Raw genomic sequence first — 18157 nt, forward strand, 5'->3', positions numbered from 1 at the left:
GGTCGACGCGATAAATACAGTCAACAAGTGAGGGCAACACCCTATGAGAAGACTTAAGCGTGATCCGTTGGAAAGAGCATTTTTGCGCGGATATCAATATGGCGTTGGTGGCAAATCCCGTGAGCTTTGCCCATTTACTCTACCGTCGGTACGCCAAGCCTGGATTAACGGCTGGCGAGAAGGACGCGGCGACAACTGGGACGGTATGACCGGCACTGCGGGAATCCATAGACTCAACGAACTTCACGCCGTCGGCTAACACAGGGCACACACTCCGACACGACAATCTGATTACGTAACGACTTACCACGCACGCCCCATCCGGGCGGCGGGCTTCGGCCCAGGGGCTCCTTCGAGGAGCCCTTTTTTATGCCTGCTTTTCGCCGAAATTCAATTCCCTTGTAGCAGCTGCCGAGCACCGCGAGGCTGCGTTCGGCGGCGGAGCAGTCGTAGAATCAGACACTGCGGTCTTACAGGTACACCGTGCTTTCAGGTTTCACGACGGCTCTGCCGCCGAACGCAGCCTCGCGGTGCTCGGCAGCTGCTACACGGTCAGCGTAAGGCTGCTATTGCGTCTACGGATTCACGAATCAGCGCCGGACCTTTATAGATGAAGCCGGAATAGAGCTGCACCAGGCTTGCACCTGCAGCGATTTTCTCAGCTGCGTGCTTGCCTTCGGTGATGCCGCCCACGGCGATGATCGGCAAGCGACCGGCCAACTCGTCCGCCAGCACCTTCACGGTGTGGGTGCTCTTGTCGCGAACCGGTGCGCCGGACAAACCGCCCGCCTCGTCACCATGCTCCATGCCTTCAACACCGATGCGGCTCAGGGTGGTGTTAGTGGCGATCACCGCGTCCATCCCGGTTTCGATCAGCGCTTGCGCGACCTGAGCGGTTTCTTCGTCGGTCATGTCCGGCGCAATCTTGATCGCCAGTGGTACATGTTTGCCATGGCGCAGCGCCAGTTCTGCGCGGCGCGTCGCCAGGTCGGCCAACAATTGCTTCAGCGAATCGCCGAATTGCAGGCTGCGCAGGCCCGGGGTGTTCGGCGAGCTGACGTTGACCGTCACGTAGCTGGCGTGGGCGTAGACCTTGTCCAGGCAGATCAGGTAGTCGTCGACCGCCCGCTCAACCGGGGTATCGAAGTTTTTGCCGATATTGATGCCCAGCACGCCCTTGAACTTGGCCGCCGCCACTCGGGCCAGCAGGTGATCGACGCCAAGGTTGTTGAACCCCATGCGGTTAATGATCGCCTCGGCTTCCGGCAGACGGAAAATGCGTGGCTTCGGGTTGCCCGGCTGCGGACGTGGGGTGATGGTGCCGATTTCGACAAAACCAAAACCCAGTTGCGCAAAACCGTCGATGGCCGCGCCGTTCTTGTCCAGACCGGCCGCCAGACCCACCGGGTTCGGGAAGTCGAGGCCCATGACAGTCACCGGCATTTTCGCCGGTGCCTTGCACAGCAAGCCGTTGAGGCCCAAACGCCCGCCCGCGCCGATCAGGTCCAGGGACAGATCGTGGGAGGTTTCCGGGGAAAGTTTGAACAACAGCTGACGGGCCAGGGTGTACATGGGCGGGTTTGACTCTGGGCTACGAAAAGTGGCGGCGATTATAGCCGGGCATCGGGGTTGCAGGCGAGGCGCGCGACAAAATCAGCGAGCGATGGCATATGCCTTGCACCGTCACTGACATCAGCACTCATGCCAACGGCGGGATGAGTCGAAAGACAAAGGCGTCGTCACTTGGCCTTGCCCTGGCAAGCAGCCCGGTCCGGCGCTTTTTTATGGAAGGTGTTTACTGATGATTGAAGTTCCAGCCAACCCTCTGGCCTGGGTCAACGGCAGCGATGCCCCGGAAAAGACCGAAATCAACCTTGGCTTCATGGCCCTGAGTGACTGCGCCTCGGTAGTGGTCGCGGCCACGCAGGGCTTTGCCCAACCTTATGGCCTGACCCTGAATCTCAAGCGCCAGTCGTCCTGGGCCAACCTGCGGGACAAACTGGTCAGTGGCGAACTCGACGCCGCGCACAGTCTGTACGGTTTGATCTACGCCGTGCATTTGGGCATCGGCGGTGTCGCATCGACCGACATGGCGGTGCTCATGGGCCTGAATCAGAATGGCCAGAGCATCAACCTCTCCCATGGCTTACAGGCGCTGGACGTGACCAGTCCTGAAGCACTGGAACGGCACGTGCACCAAAGTCGCCCAAAACTCACCTTCGCCCAGACATTTCCTACGGGCACCCACGCCATGTGGCTGTATTACTGGCTTGCGAGTCAGGGCATCCATCCGTTGCAGGACGTTGACAGCGTGGTCGTGCCGCCGCCGCAAATGGTCGCGCACCTGCAAGCCGGACGCATCGATGGCTTCTGCGTCGGCGAGCCGTGGTCCGCCAGCGCGGTGCAGCAGAACCTGGGGTTCACGATGGCAACCTCCCAAACCATCTGGCCCGATCATCCGGAAAAAGTCCTCGGTTGCACCCGCGCCTTTGTCGAGCAATACCCCAACACCGCAAGGGCGCTAGTGATGGCGATTCTGGAGGCCAGCCGCTTCATCGAAGAAAGTACCGAGAATCGCCGCAGCACCGCGAAGCTGTTGAGCGCACCCGAATACCTCGACGCGCCACTCGACTGCATCGAACCGCGATTGCTCGGTGACTACGCCGATGGCCTGGGTAATCGCTGGCAGGACCCGCACGCACTGCGCTTCCATGGTGATGGCGAGGTCAATCTGCCGTATCTGTCCGATGGCATGTGGTTCATGACTCAATTCCGTCGTTGGGGTTTGTTGCGCGACGACCCGGACTACCTGGGCGTGGCCCGTCAGGTCCAGCAACTAGACTTGTATCGAGAGGCCGCCACCGCTGTAGGTGTGGCCGCGAGTGATCAGCCAATGCGCAGCAGCCAGTTGATCGACGGCAAGGTCTGGGATGGCCTGGACCCCGCCGGCTATGCCCGCAGTTTCAAGCTGCACGCCATGAGCGACAGCTCGCCCCTTCTCGCCAGCCGCTGACAGGAGACTGCGAATATGTTGCGTATCCTGCTGATCAACGACACCGCGAAGAAAGTCGGTCGCCTGAAAGCGGCCCTGACCGAAGCCGGATTCGAGGTGATCGACGAGTCGGGTCTGACCATCGACCTGCCCGCGCGCGTCGAAACGGTGCGTCCGGACGTGATTTTGATCGATACCGAGTCACCGAGCCGCGATGTGATGGAACAAGTGGTGCTGGTGAGCCGCGACCAACCGCGGCCGATCGTGATGTTTACCGATGAACATGACCCCGACGTGATGCGTCAGGCGATCAAGTCCGGGGTCAGTGCCTACATCGTCGAAGGCATCCACGCACAGCGCTTGCAGCCGATTCTCGATGTGGCCATGGCGCGCTTTGAAAGCGACCAGGCCCTGCGCGCCCAACTCAACGCCCGCGACCAGCAACTGGCCGAGCGCAAGCGCATCGAGCTGGCCAAAGGGCTGCTGATGAAAATGAAGGACTGCAACGAGGAAGAGGCCTACACCCTGATGCGCCGCCAGGCCATGAGCCGGCAGCAGAAGCTGATTCAGGTGGCGGAGCAGATCATTGCCATGAGCGAGCTGCTCGGCTGAAGCCCTGCGGTGAATGCCCTATCGCCTTCGCGAGCAAGTCGGATCGCCGCACCGCCGCTCCCACATTTGATCGCGGTCTAATGTGGGAGCGGGCTTGCTCGCGAATGGCCGCGACTCGGTTTCGACTGTTGGCACAGATCTCGCTAGGTAATCGCTACAGGTAACCAACGGCGGTTGCCCCACCTACGACAAAGACGTCGCTCACCTCATTTGCCCTTTGGCGAATCCGGTGGCGGCGTTTTTTTGTTTTGGCCCCACAGACCGGGGCCGGTGGTGCGGCCGATGCGGCGCCCCACCTGCAAGCTCATGACTCCTTCTCGAGACTCCTAACAGCTGAGGTGCGCGATGAATTCAAGCTTCTGGAAATCTGGCCATACCCCGACATTGTTCGCGGCCTTCCTCTATTTCGACCTGAGTTTCATGGTCTGGTACCTGCTCGGCCCACTGGCAGTGCAAATCGCCGCCGATCTGCACCTGACCACCCAGCAGCGCGGGCTGGTGGTGGCCACGCCGATTCTGGCCGGGGCGGTGTTGCGCTTTGTAATGGGCTTGCTGGCTGATCGCCTGTCACCGAAAACCGCCGGGCTGATTGGCCAGGTGATCGTCATCTGCGCCCTGTTCGGCGCCTGGAAACTCGGCATTCACAGTTACGAACAAGCGCTGGTGCTGGGCCTGTTCCTCGGCATGGCCGGCGCGTCCTTCGCCGTCGCCCTGCCGCTGGCCTCGCAATGGTACCCACCACAACACCAAGGCAAAGCCATGGGTATCGCCGGTGCCGGTAACTCGGGCACCGTGCTCGCCGCACTGATCGCCCCGGTGCTGGCGGCTGCGTTTGGCTGGAGCAACGTGTTCGGCTTCGCGCTGATCCCGCTGATCCTGACCATCATCGTCTTCGCCTGGCTGGCCAAAAACGCGCCTGAGCGGCCAAAAGCCAAGTCCGTGTCCGACTACTTCAAGGCCTTGGGCGACCGCGACAGCTGGTGGTTCATGTTTTTCTACAGCGTGACCTTCGGCGGCTTCATCGGCCTGGCCAGTGCCCTGCCCGGCTATTTCAACGACCAATATGGCCTCAGCCCGGTAACTGCCGGTTACTACACCGCAGCCTGCGTGTTCGGTGGCAGCTTGATGCGTCCGTTGGGCGGCGCGCTGGCCGACCGCTTCGGTGGCATTCGCACCCTTTTGGGGATGTACACGGTGGCGGCGGTCTGCATCACTGCGGTGGGTTTCAATCTGCCGAGTTCCTACGCCGCGCTGGCACTTTTCGTCTGCACCATGCTCGGTTTGGGTGCCGGTAACGGCGCCGTTTTCCAATTGGTGCCGCAGCGCTTTCGTCGGGAGATCGGCGTGATGACCGGTTTGATCGGCATGGCCGGCGGTATTGGTGGATTTGCACTGGCAGCGGGCATGGGCGCGATCAAGCAAAGCACCGGCAGCTATCAACTGGCGTTGTGGTTGTTCGCCAGCCTTGGCGTTCTGGCGTGGTTCGGTCTGCACGGCGTGAAACGTCGCTGGAGAACCACTTGGGGTTCGGCAGCCGTGACCGCTGCTCGGGTCTGAGGCCTCAATGAGCCTGCAACTGAGTTTTGCCGAAGCGAGCGCCATCGGCCCTCGCGAGGAGAATCAGGACGCCCTGCGCTTGGTGACTCCAGCCCCGGCGCTGGCGGCGAGCAAGGGTTACCTGTTCGCCATCGCCGATGGCGTCAGCCAGTGCGCCGATGGCGGTCTCGCCGCCCGCTCGACGCTGCAGGCACTGGCGCTGGATTACTACGCAACGCCGGAAACCTGGGGCGTCGCGCAGGCACTGGATCGCCTGCTGCTGGCACAAAACCGCTGGTTGCAGGCCAATGGTGGCGGGCAACCGTTGCTCACCACTGTCAGTGCTTTAGTCATGCGCGGTAGGCGGTTTACCTTGGCTCATGTCGGCGATTGCCGGGTTTATCGCTGGCACGCCGACACTTTGCAGCGGGTCAGTGAGGATCACGTCTGGGACCAACCAGGCATGCAGCATGTGCTCAAGCGAGCATTGGGGCTCGATCAGCATTTGGTGCTGGATTTTCTCGATGGCGAACTGCGGCTGAACGAAAGTTTCGTATTGCTCAGCGACGGTATTTGGGCCGTGCTGGGCGACACCGCGATTGCGGCAATTCTGCGCGATCAACCGGATCTGAACACCGCGGCGCAGACCTTGGTCAACGCGGCACATCTGGCCGGCAGCCAGGACAACGCCAGCGCCTTGCTGGTGCGAGTCGATGCCCTGGGTGAAACGAGCATCGGCGATGCGTTGATTCATTTGCAGCAATGGCCACTGCCGCCAGCCTTGAAACCAGGCCAGACTTTCGAGGGTTGGCAGGTCGAAGGGATACTCGGTCAGAGCCAGCAGTCATTGCTCTATCGGGTACGCGATGGGCAACAACAACCCTGGCTGCTGAAAACCTTGCCGGGCGCGCTGCGTGACGATCACTTGGCCGGGCAGGCGTTGCTGTCGGAAGAATGGTTTCTCAAGCGCGTGGCCGGGCGGCATTTCCCTGAAGTCCATGCCGCCAGTCAGCGTCAGCATTTGTACTACGTGATGCGGGAATATTCCGGATTTACCTTGGCGGAACTGCAAGCAGATGTCGGACCACTGCCTCTGCCCCAATGGCTGGATCTGGCCGAACGCCTGCTGCGCGCCGTTGGCATACTGCATCGACGGCAGATTCTCCATCGCGACATCAAACCGGAGAACCTGCTGCTGGGGGACGACGGCGAATTACGCCTGCTGGACTTCGGTCTCGCCTACTGCCCCGGCCTGTCTGAAGATCAGCCTTCTGCCCTGCCTGGAACGCCCAGCTATATCGCGCCGGAAGCCTTTCGTGGGGAAGCACCGACACCGCAACAGGATTTGTATGCCGTCGGCGTGACCTTGTATTTCCTGCTCACCGGGCATTATCCCTACGGCGAAATCGAAGCCTTCCAGCGCCCACGGTTCGGGGTTTCTGTCAGCGCCAGTCGCTATCGACCCGACCTGCCGGAATGGATTGCGCAAAGTCTGGAGCGCGCTGTGGCGGCGGATCCGGGTCAGCGCTTTGAAACGGCGGAAGAATGGTTGCTGCTGTTGGAACAGGGCGAGCGGCGCAGTTTGAGCGTGCGACCCAGACCGCTGCTGGAGCGCGAACCGTTGAAGGTCTGGCGGACCTTGGCGCTGGTGTCGTTGCTGGTGAACCTGGTGCTGCTGTTTTTACTGTTTCATGGCTGAGTTTTTCACTGCCCCCAAAAGATCAAAAGATCGCAGCCTGCGCCAGCTCCTACGGGTGGCCCACGATCCCCTGTAGGAGCTGGCGCAGCCTGCGATCTTTTGATCTTTCTGCTTCAAAACCGGGCATCGCGCATTGAACCGGTGCACGCAAACACCCTTCTCCCATGCTGAGAGCCCATAAATTCGGCATTTGTCCGACTTGGCACAACCACTGCATTACCTTTCTCAACAGACATAAAGCCCAGCCTTCAACGACGAAGGATGCGCTTCCCGAGAGAACGGGACCAGGACAAAGGCGTCCTCGCTAGGCAACTAGCGGGACGCCTTTTTTTGTTTGCGCAAATTTTGTCGAGCAAGACCTGTAAGCCCTGATGAGGCGGGTCCGAGCTCCCCGGAGAACCTGATGAAAAAACTAAAACTGGTGATGATCGGCAACGGCATGGCCGGGGTTCGTACCCTGGAAGAACTGCTCAAGCTGAGCAATGAGCTGTACGACATCACGGTCTTCGGCGCCGAACCTCATACCAACTACAACCGCATCCTGCTGTCGCCCGTGCTGGCCGGCGAACAAACCTTCGAAGAGATCGTGCTGAACGATCTGGACTGGTACCTGGACAACAACATCAAACTGCTGCTCAACCGCAAAGTGGTGGAGATCGACCGGGTCAAACGCCGGGTGATCGCCGAAGACGGCAGCGAGGCCGAATACGATCGTCTGCTGATCGCCACCGGCTCGACTCCGTTCATCCTGCCGATCCCCGGCAACACCTTGCACGGCGTGATCGGCTACCGCGACATCGCCGACACCCAGGCAATGATCAACACCGCGAAAACCCACAAGCACGCCGTTGTGATCGGTGGCGGCCTGCTCGGCCTGGAAGCCGCCAACGGCCTGATGCTGCGCGGCATGCACGTCACCGTGGTGCACATCGGTGAATGGTTGCTGGAGCGGCAACTGGATAAAACCAGCGGCCAGTTGCTGCAAACCGCCCTGGAGGCCCGCGGCCTGCACTTTCGTCTTTGCGAGCAAACCCAGGCCCTGCACGATGCCGGCAATGGCCGGGTCGGCTCGGTTGAGTTCAAGAATGGCGACATCATCCCCGCCGACCTGGTGGTGATGGCCGCCGGTATTCGCCCCAACACCGAACTCGCGGAAAAATCCGGCATCCCCTGCAACCGCGGGATTCTGGTCAACGACACCCTGCAAACCTACGACCCGCGCATCTACGCCATCGGCGAATGCGCCAGCCACCGCGGCATCGCTTACGGCCTGGTGGCGCCGCTGTTTGAACAGGCCAAGGTCTGCGCCAACCACCTCGCCCAACTGGGCTTCGCCACCTACAAGGGTTCGGTGACGTCGACCAAATTGAAAGTGACCGGCATCGACCTGTTCTCCGCCGGCGACTTCATGGGCGGCGAAGGCACCGAAACCATCACCCTCTCCGACCCTATCGGCGGGGTCTACAAAAAACTGGTGATCAAGGATGACGTGCTGGTCGGGGCCTGTCTGTACGGCGATACGGCAGACGGTGGCTGGTATTTCCGGCAGATCCGTGAGAATCACGCCATCGACGAGATCCGCGATCACCTGATGTTCGGCGAAAACGCTTTAGGCGACGTAGGACATCAAGGCCAGGACAAAGCCATGAGCATGGCCGACACCGCCGAAGTCTGCGGCTGCAACGGCGTGTGCAAAGGCACCATCGTCAAGGCGATTCAGGAGCACGGGTTGTTCAGCGTCGACGACGTCAAGAAGCACACCAAGGCTGCCAGCTCCTGCGGCTCTTGCGCTGGCCTGGTGGAACAGATCCTGATCAACACCGTGGGCGGCGCCGCAGACGTCAAACCGAAAAGCGAAAAAGCCATTTGCGGTTGCAGCGACCTGAACCACGGGCAAATTCGTCAGGCCATCCGCGAGCAGCATCTGCTGACCATCGCCGGCACCCTGAGCTATTTGAACTGGCGCACGCCGAACGGCTGCGCCACGTGCCGCCCGGCGCTCAACTACTACCTGATTTCCACCTGGCCTGGCGAAGCCAAGGACGATCCGCAATCGCGCCTGATCAATGAACGCGCCCACGCCAACATTCAGAAGGACGGCACTTACTCTGTAGTCCCTCGGATGTGGGGCGGTGTGACCAATCCTTCGGAACTGCGGCGCATTGCCGACGTGGCCGACAAATACAACGTGCCAATGGTCAAGGTGACCGGAGGCCAGCGTATCGATTTGCTGGGGATCAAGAAGCAGGACTTGCCAGGCGTCTGGAAGGATCTCGACATGCCGTCCGGCCACGCCTACGGCAAATCCATCCGCACCGTGAAGACTTGCGTCGGCAGCGAGTTCTGCCGCTTCGGCACCCAGAACTCCACGCAACTGGGCATCGAGCTTGAGCACGACCTGTTCAACATGTGGTCGCCGCACAAAGTGAAACTGGCCGTCTCCGGTTGCCCACGCAACTGTTCGGAAGCGGGCATCAAGGACGTCGGAATTATCGGCGTGGATTCGGGCTGGGAGATGTACATCGGCGGCAACGGCGGGATCAAGACCGAAGTCGCGGAATTCTTCGTCAAGCTGAAAACCGCCGAGGAAGTGCGCGAATACAACGGCGCGTTCCTGCAGCTCTATCGCGAAGAAGCTTTCTACCTCGAACGCACCGTGCATTACCTGCAACGGGTCGGCATGGAACACATCAAGAAAGCCGTGCTGGAAGACCCGGAGCGGCGCAAGGCGCTCAACGATCGCTTGCAGTTTTCCTTGTCGTTCGAACAGGACCCGTGGAAGGAACGCCTGGAACAACCGCTGCTGAAGAAAGAATTCGAAGTCATCGCAGTGAAGAACCTGGAGGTGTCGGCATGAACTGGCTGGATATCTGCGCACTGGAAGAAATCAATGCCCTGGGCTCGCGGATCATCGCGGGCCCGAAAGGCGACATCGCGATTTTTCGTACCAGCGATGATGAGGTTTTCGCACTCGACGACCGTTGCCCGCACAAGGGCGGGCCACTGTCCCAAGGTTTGATCTACGGCAAACGGGTCGCCTGCCCGCTGCATAACTGGCAGATCGACCTGGAAACCGGCGAAGCCCAGGCCCCGGACATCGGTTGCGCTCACCACCATTCAGCACGGGTCGAGAATGGCCGGGTGTTGCTGGCCCTGCGGGAAGCAAGCTGATGAACCAGATCACCGCTTCCACCTGCTGCTATTGCGGGGTCGGCTGCGGCGTGCTGATCGAGCATGACGGCGAGCGCATTCTCGGCGTCAGCGGCGATCCGGCCCACCCGGCCAACTTCGGCAAACTGTGCAGTAAAGGCTCTACCTTGCACCTGACCGGCGACCTCGCGGCCCGGGCGTTGTATCCCGAACTGCGCCTGGGCAAAGGCCTGGCCCGTAGCCGCACTGACTGGGACACCGCCCTCGATCACGCCGCCAGCGTTTTTGCCGAGACTATCGCCGAACACGGCCCGGACAGCGTGGCGTTCTACATTTCCGGGCAATTACTGACCGAGGATTACTACGCCTTCAACAAACTGGCGCGAGCGCTAGTGGGCACCAACAACATCGACAGCAATTCACGCCTGTGCATGTCTTCGGCAGTGGTCGGCTACAAGCGCAGCCTGGGCGCCGACGCACCGCCGTGCAGCTACGAAGACCTGGAATTGAGCGACTGCGTGATGATCGTCGGCAGCAACATGGCCTACGCCCACCCGATACTTTTCCGTCGACTGGAGGAAGCGAAATCCCGCCGGCCGCAGATGAAAGTCATCGTCATCGACCCGCGTCGTACCGACACCTGCGATCTGGCTGACCTGCATTTGGCCATTCTGCCGGGCACCGATGTCGCCTTGTTCCATGGGATTTTGCACCTGCTGCTGTGGGAAGACTGGGTCGACCGCGACTTCATCAAGGCCCACACCGAAGGCTTGGCCGAACTGAAGAACCTGGTGCGCGATTACACGCCGCAGATGGTTTCGCAGCTCTGCGGGATCAGCGTCGAGCAACTGCAGCAATGCGCCGAATGGGTTGGCACTTCACCGAGCTTCCTGTCGCTGTGGTGCATGGGCTTGAACCAGTCCACCGCCGGCAGCGCGAAAAACAGCGCACTGATCAACCTGCACCTGGCCACCGGGCAAATCGGCCGCCCCGGCGCAGGACCTTTCTCGCTGACCGGTCAGCCAAATGCCATGGGCGGCCGCGAAACCGGCAGCTTGTCGAACCTGCTGCCAGGCCATCGCGAGGCCGCCAATGCCGAACATCGCGCGGAAGTGGCGGCGTATTGGGGCGTGGATCAACTGCCTGCAAACACCGGGCTCACCGCTATCGAGTTGTTTGAGCAGGTGCGCAGCGGAAAAATCAAGGCGCTGTGGATCGCTTGCACCAACCCTGCGCAATCAATGCCGGATCAAACCGCCGTACGCGCGGCACTGCAAGCCTGCCCGTTCGTGGTGTTGCAGGAGGCCTTTCGTACCACCGAAACCGCAGCCTTCGCAGACCTGTTGCTGCCCGCCGCCAGTTGGGGCGAAAAGGACGGTACGGTGACCAACTCCGAACGGCGCATTTCCCACGTTCGCCGAGCGATCGTCGCACCCGGTGAAACCCGCTCGGACTGGGCGATCACGGTGGATTTCGCACAGCGCCTGGAAAAATATCTGCGTCCCGGGCAAACCAGCCTGTTTGCCTTTGAAAACCCGGCGCAGGTCTTCGACGAATACAAGCAATTGACCCGCGGACGTGATCTGGACTTGTCCGGCATCAGTCATGCACTGATCGACCGCCTCGGCCCGCAGCAATGGCCCTTCCCCACTGGCGCCGGCGAAGGCACGGCCCGGCTGTACCTGGACGGAATTTTCCCGACGGCCAGCGGACGTGCGCAATTCGTGGCCGACCCGTACCGCGCCGCCAAGGAACAACGCGACGCGCGCTTCCCGCTGACCCTGATCACCGGCCGCCTGCGGGACCAATGGCACGGCATGAGCCGCACCGGCACCGCCGCACAGCTATTCGGCCACGTCAGCGAAGCGGTGTTGAGTTTGCACCCGGATGAACTGCGCCGGCATCGGCTGCAATCGGGCGACCTGGTCAGTCTGAAAAGTCGCCGTGGCGCGGTGATTGTCGCCGTCGGCGGTGACGACAGCGTGCGACCCGGTCAGGCCTTTCTGCCGATGCATTGGGGTGACCGCTTCCTCAAGGGTGGCGTAAATACCCTCACTCTTCCCGCCTTCGACCCGCTATCGAAACAGCCCGAACTCAAACACAGCGGCGTGCGCCTGGAACCGGTGCAACTGCCATGGAACCTGTTCGCCCTGATCGAGGGCGATGTTCAACAGCATTTTGAGACGCTACGGCCACTCTGTGAGGCGTTTTCCTACGTCAGCCTCAGCTTGGCCGGTCGCGAACGTCCCGCGTTGCTGATACGCGCTGCCAGCGCCGCTGCGCCCGACCCGCAATTGCTGCGTGATATCGATCAATGCCTGGGACTCAACGATGGCCCGGTTTTGGCCTACGACGACCCACGGCGCTCCATCGGTAAACGCGTGCGGATCGAGAACGGCCGGATCACTGCCATTCGCCTGGCCGGTGAAACCCTTGCCCAACACTGGCTGCAAAGCCTGTGGCTGGAAGGTCGCGCCGACGAACAACTGCGGCGCTGGCTGCTGGCACCGCTGAGCGCCCCACCGGGCAACGCCAATACGCCGACCGCCGGTAACAAAACCCTGTGCAACTGCAAAAACGTCAGCCAAAGCGCGGTCTGCGCCGGCATTAGCCGCGGCCTGGACCTGCAGGGTTTGAAACAAGAATTGGGCTGCGGCACGCAATGCGGCTCCTGCGTCCCGGAAATCAAGCGTTTGCTGGCCGCCACTGCGCAGCCGGTCGCCGTCACCTCGTGAGGAAAAACACTATGAGCGCAAAAGTCTGGCTGGTGGGTGCGGGTCCTGGCGATCCGGAATTGTTGACCCTCAAGGCCGTGCGGGCGTTGAGCGAAGCGGATGTGGTGCTGATCGATGACCTGGTCAACGATGCAGTGCTGGAGCATTGCCCGCAGGCGCGGATCATTCCCGTGGGCAAGCGCGGCGGGTGTCGCTCCACACCTCAGGCGTTCATTCATCGCCTGATGCTGCGTTACGCCCGCCAGGGTAAATGCGTGGTGCGGCTCAAGGGCGGCGACCCGTGCATTTTTGGCCGAGGCGGTGAAGAGGCGCAGTGGCTGCGTGAACATGGGGTCGAAGTGGAACTGGCCAACGGCATCACTGCCGGGCTTGCCGGAGCAACACAATGCGACATTCCGTTGACCCTGCGGGGCGTTGCTCGTGGCGTGACGCTGGTCACCGCCCACACTCAGGATGGCAGTAGCCTGAACTGGCAAGCCCTGGCCCAAGGTGGCACGACGCTGGTGGTGTATATGGGTGTCGCAAAACTGAGCGAGATTCGTGAGCAGTTGCTCGCCGGAGGAATGTCGGCGGATACACCGGTGGCAATGATTGAAAACGCTTCCCTGCCACACCAACGGGAATGTCGGAGCGATCTGACAGCGATGGAAGAAGATGCCAGCAGCTTCGAGCTCAAAAGCCCGGCGATCCTGGTGATCGGTGCTGTCGCGGGGAGTGATGAGATCAAAAGATCGTCCGAACGCGGCCCGAGCCTTCGGCAGCTCCTACATTGACCGTGTGCAAATCCAATCCCGTAGGAGCTGCCGAAGGCTCGGGCCGCGTTTCGGACGATCTTTTCGCCGCAACGCAAATCTCCCGCTAAAACCCAAATCGCAGACAAAGAAAAGCCCGGCCTAAGCCGGGCTTTTCAGAGCTGCGAGCTAATTACTTAGCTTGAGCTTCAACCTGCGCTTCTACGCGACGGTTTACAGCGCGACCAGCTTCAGTTTTGTTGTCAGCAACAGGGCGGGATTCGCCGTAGCCAACAGACTGAACGCGGGACGATTCAACACCGTACTGGTTGGTCAGAACTTGCTTAACGGCGTTTGCACGACGCTCGGACAGTTTCTGGTTGTAAGCGTCAGGACCGACGGAGTCAGTGTGACCTTCAACAGTAGTGCTGGTGGATGGGTACTGCTTCATGAAGTCAGCGAGGTTTTTGATGTCGCCGTAGCTGTTTGGCTTGACTACCGACTTGTCGAAGTCGAATTTCACGTCCAGCTCAACACGAACAACTTCAGCAACTGCTGGGCAGCCATCAGCGTCAACAGTTACGTTGGCTGGGGTGTCCGGGCACTTGTCAACGTTGTCGCACACGCCATCGTTGTCGCTGTCGGAGCAGACTTCAGCGGGTGCTGGAACTGGAGCAGCAGCAGGCTTGGAGCCGCCACCGAAGTTCACACCGATACCGACGCTTGGAGCCCACTCGGTGTCGCCCTGGTCGATGTTGTATTGAGCTTCAACGCCAGCACGGGCGTAGAAGTTCTCGGTGAAGTACAGCTTGGCACCGCCGCCAACGTTGGCGAAAGTGGAACGGTTACGACCGCCACCGCCGTTCTGGCCAATGCTCTGGTCCGAGAAACCGGCAGAAACGTATGGACGGACCATGTCGCCTGGGTTGTTGAAGTGGTACAGAGCGTCCAGAGCGGTATCAGCGCCCTTGATGTTACGACCGTCGTCGGAACGCACGTTGTGCACTTCGTCGTAGCCCAGACGCAGTTCAACGTCGTCGGTCAGGAAGTAACCAACCGAACCACCGAAGAGGTTGCCGTTGTTCTTGAAGTTACGAGCGCTGTCGAATTGTTCTTTCTTGGCGAAGCCTTCGATTTCAACTGCGCCTTGGCCTTGTGCCAGAGCGCCGAACGAAGTGGCGGCAATCAAAGAACCAATGGCCAAGCCCAAGGTGTTTTTCAGTTTCATCCGTTAAATCCCCATCTGGTGATTGTGAAGCAGTCCCGCAAACCGGGGGACAACTCGGCGGCAAGTCTATCAGAACTTGCCTACACGTAAGAGATATTTGCGCCGAACTAAGTTTCAGCAATGCCTGCAAATTTCTCACGCAATTTATCTAGAGCACGTTTGTAACGCATTTTTGTCGCACTCAAACCCATGTGCATGATATCCGCGATCTCTTGAAATTCCAGCTCTGCGACAAATCGTAGCACCAGAATTTCACGGTCAATCGGGTTCACATACACTAACCAGCGATCGAGTCCACCCTTGTCCTCAGGTTTCGGCGTCTTTTCTTCAGACGCTTCCTCGAGGGGGTCCAGACTCAAAGCATCCATCAAGCGACGCTTTCGCCGTTCTTTCCGATACTGCGTGATGCACTCGTTGTACGTGATGCTATATAGCCATGTCTTGAACTTCGATTTGCCCTCGAAGTTCTTCAGGCCATACAGCACCTTCAACATCACTTCCTGACAGACATCGTCTGCGTCACGATCGTTCCCAAGATACCGCGCACAGACGTTAAACAATGTTCGCTGGTAACGCCGCATCAGTTCTTCATAGGCGCGAGTTACGTGAAACAGCTCGGTATGCGAGCGCGCGACCAACTCCTCATCAGAGAGCTCGCGGGGGTCGTAGCGCGTGGACAGCGATTGAGCTTTATTCAAAACAAGTCGGGCCGACAGTCAGGTCAATGTCCGCCGCAACCCTTTTCAGGGCATTTTGCGGCGGCATACATTAGCAGGGTTTGCCGGGTTAGCGGCTACTCACATGCTGTTCCAGGAGAATCCGATTGGAGAGTGAGACTAGCTCACCCTCATCGGTCAGCAATGTGGTTTTAACCGTGCCGATCTCTTCGATCTGACCTTCGACCTCGCCAACACGCACTTGTTGCCCAACCTGATACAACTCACGCACATAGATTCCCGCAAGAATCTGACCGGCAATTTCCCGGCTTCCCAACCCCATGGCCAGCGCAACCGCCAGACCAACGGTAATCAATACGATCACAATCACGTGGTTGAGCAGGTCAGTCTTGACCTCCAACTGGCTGATCGCGACCGAAATACTGATGATAATTACCAGGCCCTGGGCAATTCGCCCCAAGCCCGCAGCGTAGTCCAGCCCTACGCCCTCTGCCGCCCCCCGCACCAGCCCATTGGCCAATTGCGCGAGCAAAACACCCACCAGCAGCACCAGCGCGGCGCCAAATACTTTCGGCAAATACAGCGCAAGCATGTCAAGCGTAGCCGAAACTCGCTCAAGTCCAAGGGATTCTGCGGCAGAAACCAGAAAAATCAGCAGAACGAACCAATAGACAATCTTGCCAATCAAGGTCGAGATCGGCACTTGAAGGCCAGCCCGGGACAACAATTTGGTCAGTCCGGTGCCGCCCATCAGGCGATCGAGCCCCAGCTTGGCGAGCAACTTGGACAGCAAAGTGTCCAAAAGTTTCGCAACGACGAAACCCAACAGCAGCACAACCAGTGCGCCGAACAGGTTCGGGATGAAATTTGCAACCTTGGTCCATAACGCAGTCATTGCAGTGACGAGGCTCTGAGTCCAGAGATCAAGTTCCATATTCAATCAGCCTTATCAGCAGTGCGAACGGTAGGTTTACGGTGACGGGAAACCGGAGCGACATGGGCCGATCCGTTATTCAAGGCGATCATCAGCGCGGGCAGCCAGCGGCCCAGCAGGCTGAACAGATCACCGGCGCCGACCTGGCGGTTGGCGGTTTTCAGTACACGCCCAAGGCACGCATCGTCGTCCCGGGTGGACGGTGATGCCTTGAGCATGTCACGCAAAGACTGTTCAAACGGATCGTGCATACGCACCTCTCGTGATGTCTGTGAAAGACGCGGTCAAATTTGCTCGGGTCACATGGCTCACCCTCAGACCCAGCGCAAACGTCGGAATAACCACCACTGCCCCAGCGCCACCGAGACCATCATCAGGCACGCGATCAGGAAGCCATAGGGGCTTGCAGAGAACGGAATCCCGCCGACATTGATGCCCAGAAGCCCCGTCAGAAAACTCATCGGCAAAAAGATCCCGGTGATGATCCCGAAGCGGTACATCGTGCGGTTCATTCGCACGCTCAAACGTCTATCTTCGGCCTCAAGGACCAACCCCACCCGCTCCCGGGTCAATTCCAGCTCCTCGAGATACCGGGTCAGGCTGTTGTTCAATTCGTTCCAGTAATCACCGTCGTCTTCGACGAACCAAGGCAGTTTTATCCGTGTCAGCTGTCCGAATATTTCCCGCTGCGGTGCAAGAAAACGTTTCAGCGCAGCGGCCCTGCGACGGATCTGCAAAACGGCGCCGTGCTCGGGTGTGTACCGTTCGTCGGCATCCAGCTTTTCTTCTTCCTCATCGACCACTTCCGAGAGGCAACTGACCAGATCCTGCACCTTGTTGGTGAGGTATTGCGCCATACAAAGGATGAGTTCTGACGCCGTTTTCGGTCCTTTGCCTTCGGCGAGCTGCACCAGCAACTCATCGGTGGCGCGCAATGGACGCAAACGCAGAGAAATAACCCGCTGGGCTGACCCAAAAATCCGCACCGAGACCATGTCTTCCGGCTCGGCGCCCGGGTTCAGGTTGACCCCACGCAAAAATAGCAGCAGTTCGCTGTCCGAAAGCTGTAAAAGACGCGGTCGGGTGTTTTCTTCAAGTAAAAGATCACAACTGAATTCGCTCAGACCGCTGGATTTTCGCAACCAGGTCCGGGTTTGCGGGTGACTGCGATCCCAGTGCAGCCACAGGCTTTCATGGGTCTGCAGCTGCAAGTCATCGAGTTCAGTCCGGGCTATCGAACGCGCACCGCCTTTACCGTCCAGCACCAGGGCATGCACCAGCCCCCACTGCGCGTTTTCTTCCTCGAACATCCTCACCCCTTTGTTGGTGTAGCGCTTTATTCAGGCATCTTCAGCGGGCTTGGCGAGATGATCACGCCGTTATTGTCCGCGTAGATGTAATGGCCTGGATGGAACGTCACGCCAGCAAAGGTCACGGCTACGTTGAGATCGCCGATACCGCGTTTGTCGGTTTTCATCGGGTGGCTGGCCAGGGCCTGAACACCCAGGTCGGTTTGCGCAATGACGTCGACGTCGCGGATGCAACCGTAGATCACCAGCCCTTCCCAACCGTTTTTCGCGGCTTTCTCGGCGATCAAGTCGCCCAGCAGTGCACGTCGCAGGGAACCGCCACCGTCGACCACTAACACCTTGCCATTGCCCTTGAGCTCGGCTTGTTCCTTGACCAGCGAGTTGTCTTCGAAGCATTTGATGGTCACGATTTCGCCGCCGAAGGAATCACGGCCACCGAAATTGCTGAACATCGGTTCCAGCACCTGCACCAGCTCCGGATAGGCGTCGCACAGGTCAGGCGTGAGGTAATGATTCATCGAGAAACTCCTGTAAAGAGGAAGACAATCGAGGG

The 18157-nt window shown here is 59.7% G+C and carries 16 protein-coding genes; 9 read left to right on the forward strand and 7 right to left on the reverse strand.

Annotated features, from left to right (window positions below):
• The first annotated feature begins 43 nt into the window (after nt 1-43).
• Nucleotides 44-259 (forward strand): ribosome modulation factor, encoded by a 216-nt coding sequence (gene rmf, locus KGB23_RS18805; protein WP_003223300.1) that lies wholly within the window; start codon nt 44-46, stop codon nt 257-259.
• 293 nt (nt 260-552) lie between these two features.
• On the opposite strand, the gene KGB23_RS18810 is transcribed toward rmf, so the two are convergent.
• A complete protein-coding gene (locus KGB23_RS18810) occupies nt 553-1572 on the reverse strand; it encodes a quinone-dependent dihydroorotate dehydrogenase (protein ID WP_223432137.1) in 1020 nt (339 codons plus the stop codon).
• A gap of 229 nt (nt 1573-1801) precedes the next feature.
• On the opposite strand from KGB23_RS18810, the gene KGB23_RS18815 reads away from it, so the two are divergent.
• The 8 genes from KGB23_RS18815 to cobA all read left to right on the forward strand — a co-directional run bounded on the left by KGB23_RS18815 (nt 1802) and on the right by cobA (nt 13497).
• Entirely contained in the window at nt 1802-3013 is a 1212-nt protein-coding gene (locus KGB23_RS18815) for a CmpA/NrtA family ABC transporter substrate-binding protein (RefSeq protein WP_223432138.1), read from the forward strand.
• Nucleotides 3014-3028: 15 nt separating this feature from the next.
• Nucleotides 3029-3604 (forward strand): ANTAR domain-containing response regulator, encoded by a 576-nt coding sequence (locus KGB23_RS18820; protein WP_008146285.1) that lies wholly within the window; start codon nt 3029-3031, stop codon nt 3602-3604.
• Nucleotides 3605-3949: 345 nt separating this feature from the next.
• Nucleotides 3950-5161, forward strand: coding sequence for a nitrate/nitrite transporter (locus KGB23_RS18825; protein ID WP_223432139.1), 1212 nt, complete (start codon nt 3950-3952; stop codon nt 5159-5161).
• Nucleotides 5162-5168: 7 nt separating this feature from the next.
• A complete protein-coding gene (locus KGB23_RS18830; RefSeq protein WP_223432140.1) occupies nt 5169-6839 on the forward strand; it encodes a bifunctional protein-serine/threonine kinase/phosphatase in 1671 nt (556 codons plus the stop codon).
• Nucleotides 6840-7242: 403 nt separating this feature from the next.
• A complete protein-coding gene (gene nirB, locus KGB23_RS18835) occupies nt 7243-9696 on the forward strand; it encodes a nitrite reductase large subunit NirB (protein ID WP_223432141.1) in 2454 nt (817 codons plus the stop codon).
• Nucleotides 9693-10010, forward strand: a complete 318-nt coding sequence (gene nirD / locus KGB23_RS18840; RefSeq protein ID WP_008146292.1) for a nitrite reductase small subunit NirD — start codon at nt 9693-9695, stop codon at nt 10008-10010. Before nirB ends, nirD begins: the two co-directional genes overlap by 4 nt.
• A complete protein-coding gene (locus KGB23_RS18845) occupies nt 10010-12724 on the forward strand; it encodes a nitrate reductase (RefSeq protein WP_223432142.1) in 2715 nt (904 codons plus the stop codon). The genes nirD and KGB23_RS18845 overlap by 1 nt, the downstream gene beginning before the upstream one ends.
• An 11-nt stretch (nt 12725-12735) precedes the next feature.
• Complete coding sequence (cobA, locus tag KGB23_RS18850) at nt 12736-13497, forward strand: uroporphyrinogen-III C-methyltransferase (protein WP_223432143.1); 762 nt, start codon at nt 12736-12738, stop codon at nt 13495-13497.
• Between the two features lie 151 nt (nt 13498-13648).
• Here cobA and KGB23_RS18855 read toward each other — a convergent pair whose 3' ends face one another.
• The 6 genes from KGB23_RS18855 to rraA all read right to left on the reverse strand — a co-directional run bounded on the left by KGB23_RS18855 (nt 13649) and on the right by rraA (nt 18122).
• Complete coding sequence (locus KGB23_RS18855) at nt 13649-14683, reverse strand: OmpA family protein (protein WP_150655276.1); 1035 nt, start codon at nt 14681-14683, stop codon at nt 13649-13651.
• Nucleotides 14684-14790: 107 nt separating this feature from the next.
• The gene (gene sigX / locus KGB23_RS18860; RefSeq protein WP_010456518.1) at nt 14791-15381 is read right to left on the reverse strand and encodes an RNA polymerase sigma factor SigX; all 591 of its coding nucleotides are present in this window, start codon (nt 15379-15381) and stop codon (nt 14791-14793) included.
• A gap of 88 nt (nt 15382-15469) precedes the next feature.
• A complete protein-coding gene (locus tag KGB23_RS18865; protein ID WP_008027407.1) occupies nt 15470-16294 on the reverse strand; it encodes a mechanosensitive ion channel family protein in 825 nt (274 codons plus the stop codon).
• Nucleotides 16295-16296: 2 nt separating this feature from the next.
• The gene (locus KGB23_RS18870; protein ID WP_008146303.1) at nt 16297-16545 is read right to left on the reverse strand and encodes a hypothetical protein; all 249 of its coding nucleotides are present in this window, start codon (nt 16543-16545) and stop codon (nt 16297-16299) included.
• Nucleotides 16546-16608: 63 nt separating this feature from the next.
• Nucleotides 16609-17604 carry a zinc transporter ZntB gene (locus KGB23_RS18875; protein ID WP_223432144.1) on the reverse strand — a complete coding sequence of 332 codons (996 nt, stop codon included), beginning with the start codon at nt 17602-17604 and terminating at the stop codon, nt 16609-16611.
• 26 nt (nt 17605-17630) lie between these two features.
• Nucleotides 17631-18122 (reverse strand): ribonuclease E activity regulator RraA, encoded by a 492-nt coding sequence (gene rraA, locus KGB23_RS18880; protein WP_150655274.1) that lies wholly within the window; start codon nt 18120-18122, stop codon nt 17631-17633.
• Nucleotides 18123-18157 lie beyond the last annotated feature (35 nt).

This window comes from Pseudomonas sp. GL-B-26 (assembly GCF_019947405.1).
Classification (GTDB): Bacteria; Pseudomonadota; Gammaproteobacteria; order Pseudomonadales; family Pseudomonadaceae; genus Aquipseudomonas.

Coding starts and splice junctions, on each gene's coding strand:
- rmf (WP_003223300.1), top strand. CDS start 44: ATGAGAAGACTTAAGCGTGATCCGTTGGAAAGAGCATTTTTGCGCGGA.
- KGB23_RS18810 (WP_223432137.1), bottom strand. CDS start 1,572: ATGTACACCCTGGCCCGTCAGCTGTTGTTCAAACTTTCCCCGGAAACC.
- KGB23_RS18815 (WP_223432138.1), top strand. CDS start 1,802: ATGATTGAAGTTCCAGCCAACCCTCTGGCCTGGGTCAACGGCAGCGAT.
- KGB23_RS18820 (WP_008146285.1), top strand. CDS start 3,029: ATGTTGCGTATCCTGCTGATCAACGACACCGCGAAGAAAGTCGGTCGC.
- KGB23_RS18825 (WP_223432139.1), top strand. CDS start 3,950: ATGAATTCAAGCTTCTGGAAATCTGGCCATACCCCGACATTGTTCGCG.
- KGB23_RS18830 (WP_223432140.1), top strand. CDS start 5,169: ATGAGCCTGCAACTGAGTTTTGCCGAAGCGAGCGCCATCGGCCCTCGC.
- nirB (WP_223432141.1), top strand. CDS start 7,243: ATGAAAAAACTAAAACTGGTGATGATCGGCAACGGCATGGCCGGGGTT.
- nirD (WP_008146292.1), top strand. CDS start 9,693: ATGAACTGGCTGGATATCTGCGCACTGGAAGAAATCAATGCCCTGGGC.
- KGB23_RS18845 (WP_223432142.1), top strand. CDS start 10,010: ATGAACCAGATCACCGCTTCCACCTGCTGCTATTGCGGGGTCGGCTGC.
- cobA (WP_223432143.1), top strand. CDS start 12,736: ATGAGCGCAAAAGTCTGGCTGGTGGGTGCGGGTCCTGGCGATCCGGAA.
- KGB23_RS18855 (WP_150655276.1), bottom strand. CDS start 14,683: ATGAAACTGAAAAACACCTTGGGCTTGGCCATTGGTTCTTTGATTGCC.
- KGB23_RS18865 (WP_008027407.1), bottom strand. CDS start 16,294: ATGGAACTTGATCTCTGGACTCAGAGCCTCGTCACTGCAATGACTGCG.
- KGB23_RS18870 (WP_008146303.1), bottom strand. CDS start 16,545: ATGCACGATCCGTTTGAACAGTCTTTGCGTGACATGCTCAAGGCATCA.
- KGB23_RS18875 (WP_223432144.1), bottom strand. CDS start 17,604: ATGTTCGAGGAAGAAAACGCGCAGTGGGGGCTGGTGCATGCCCTGGTG.
- rraA (WP_150655274.1), bottom strand. CDS start 18,122: ATGAATCATTACCTCACGCCTGACCTGTGCGACGCCTATCCGGAGCTG.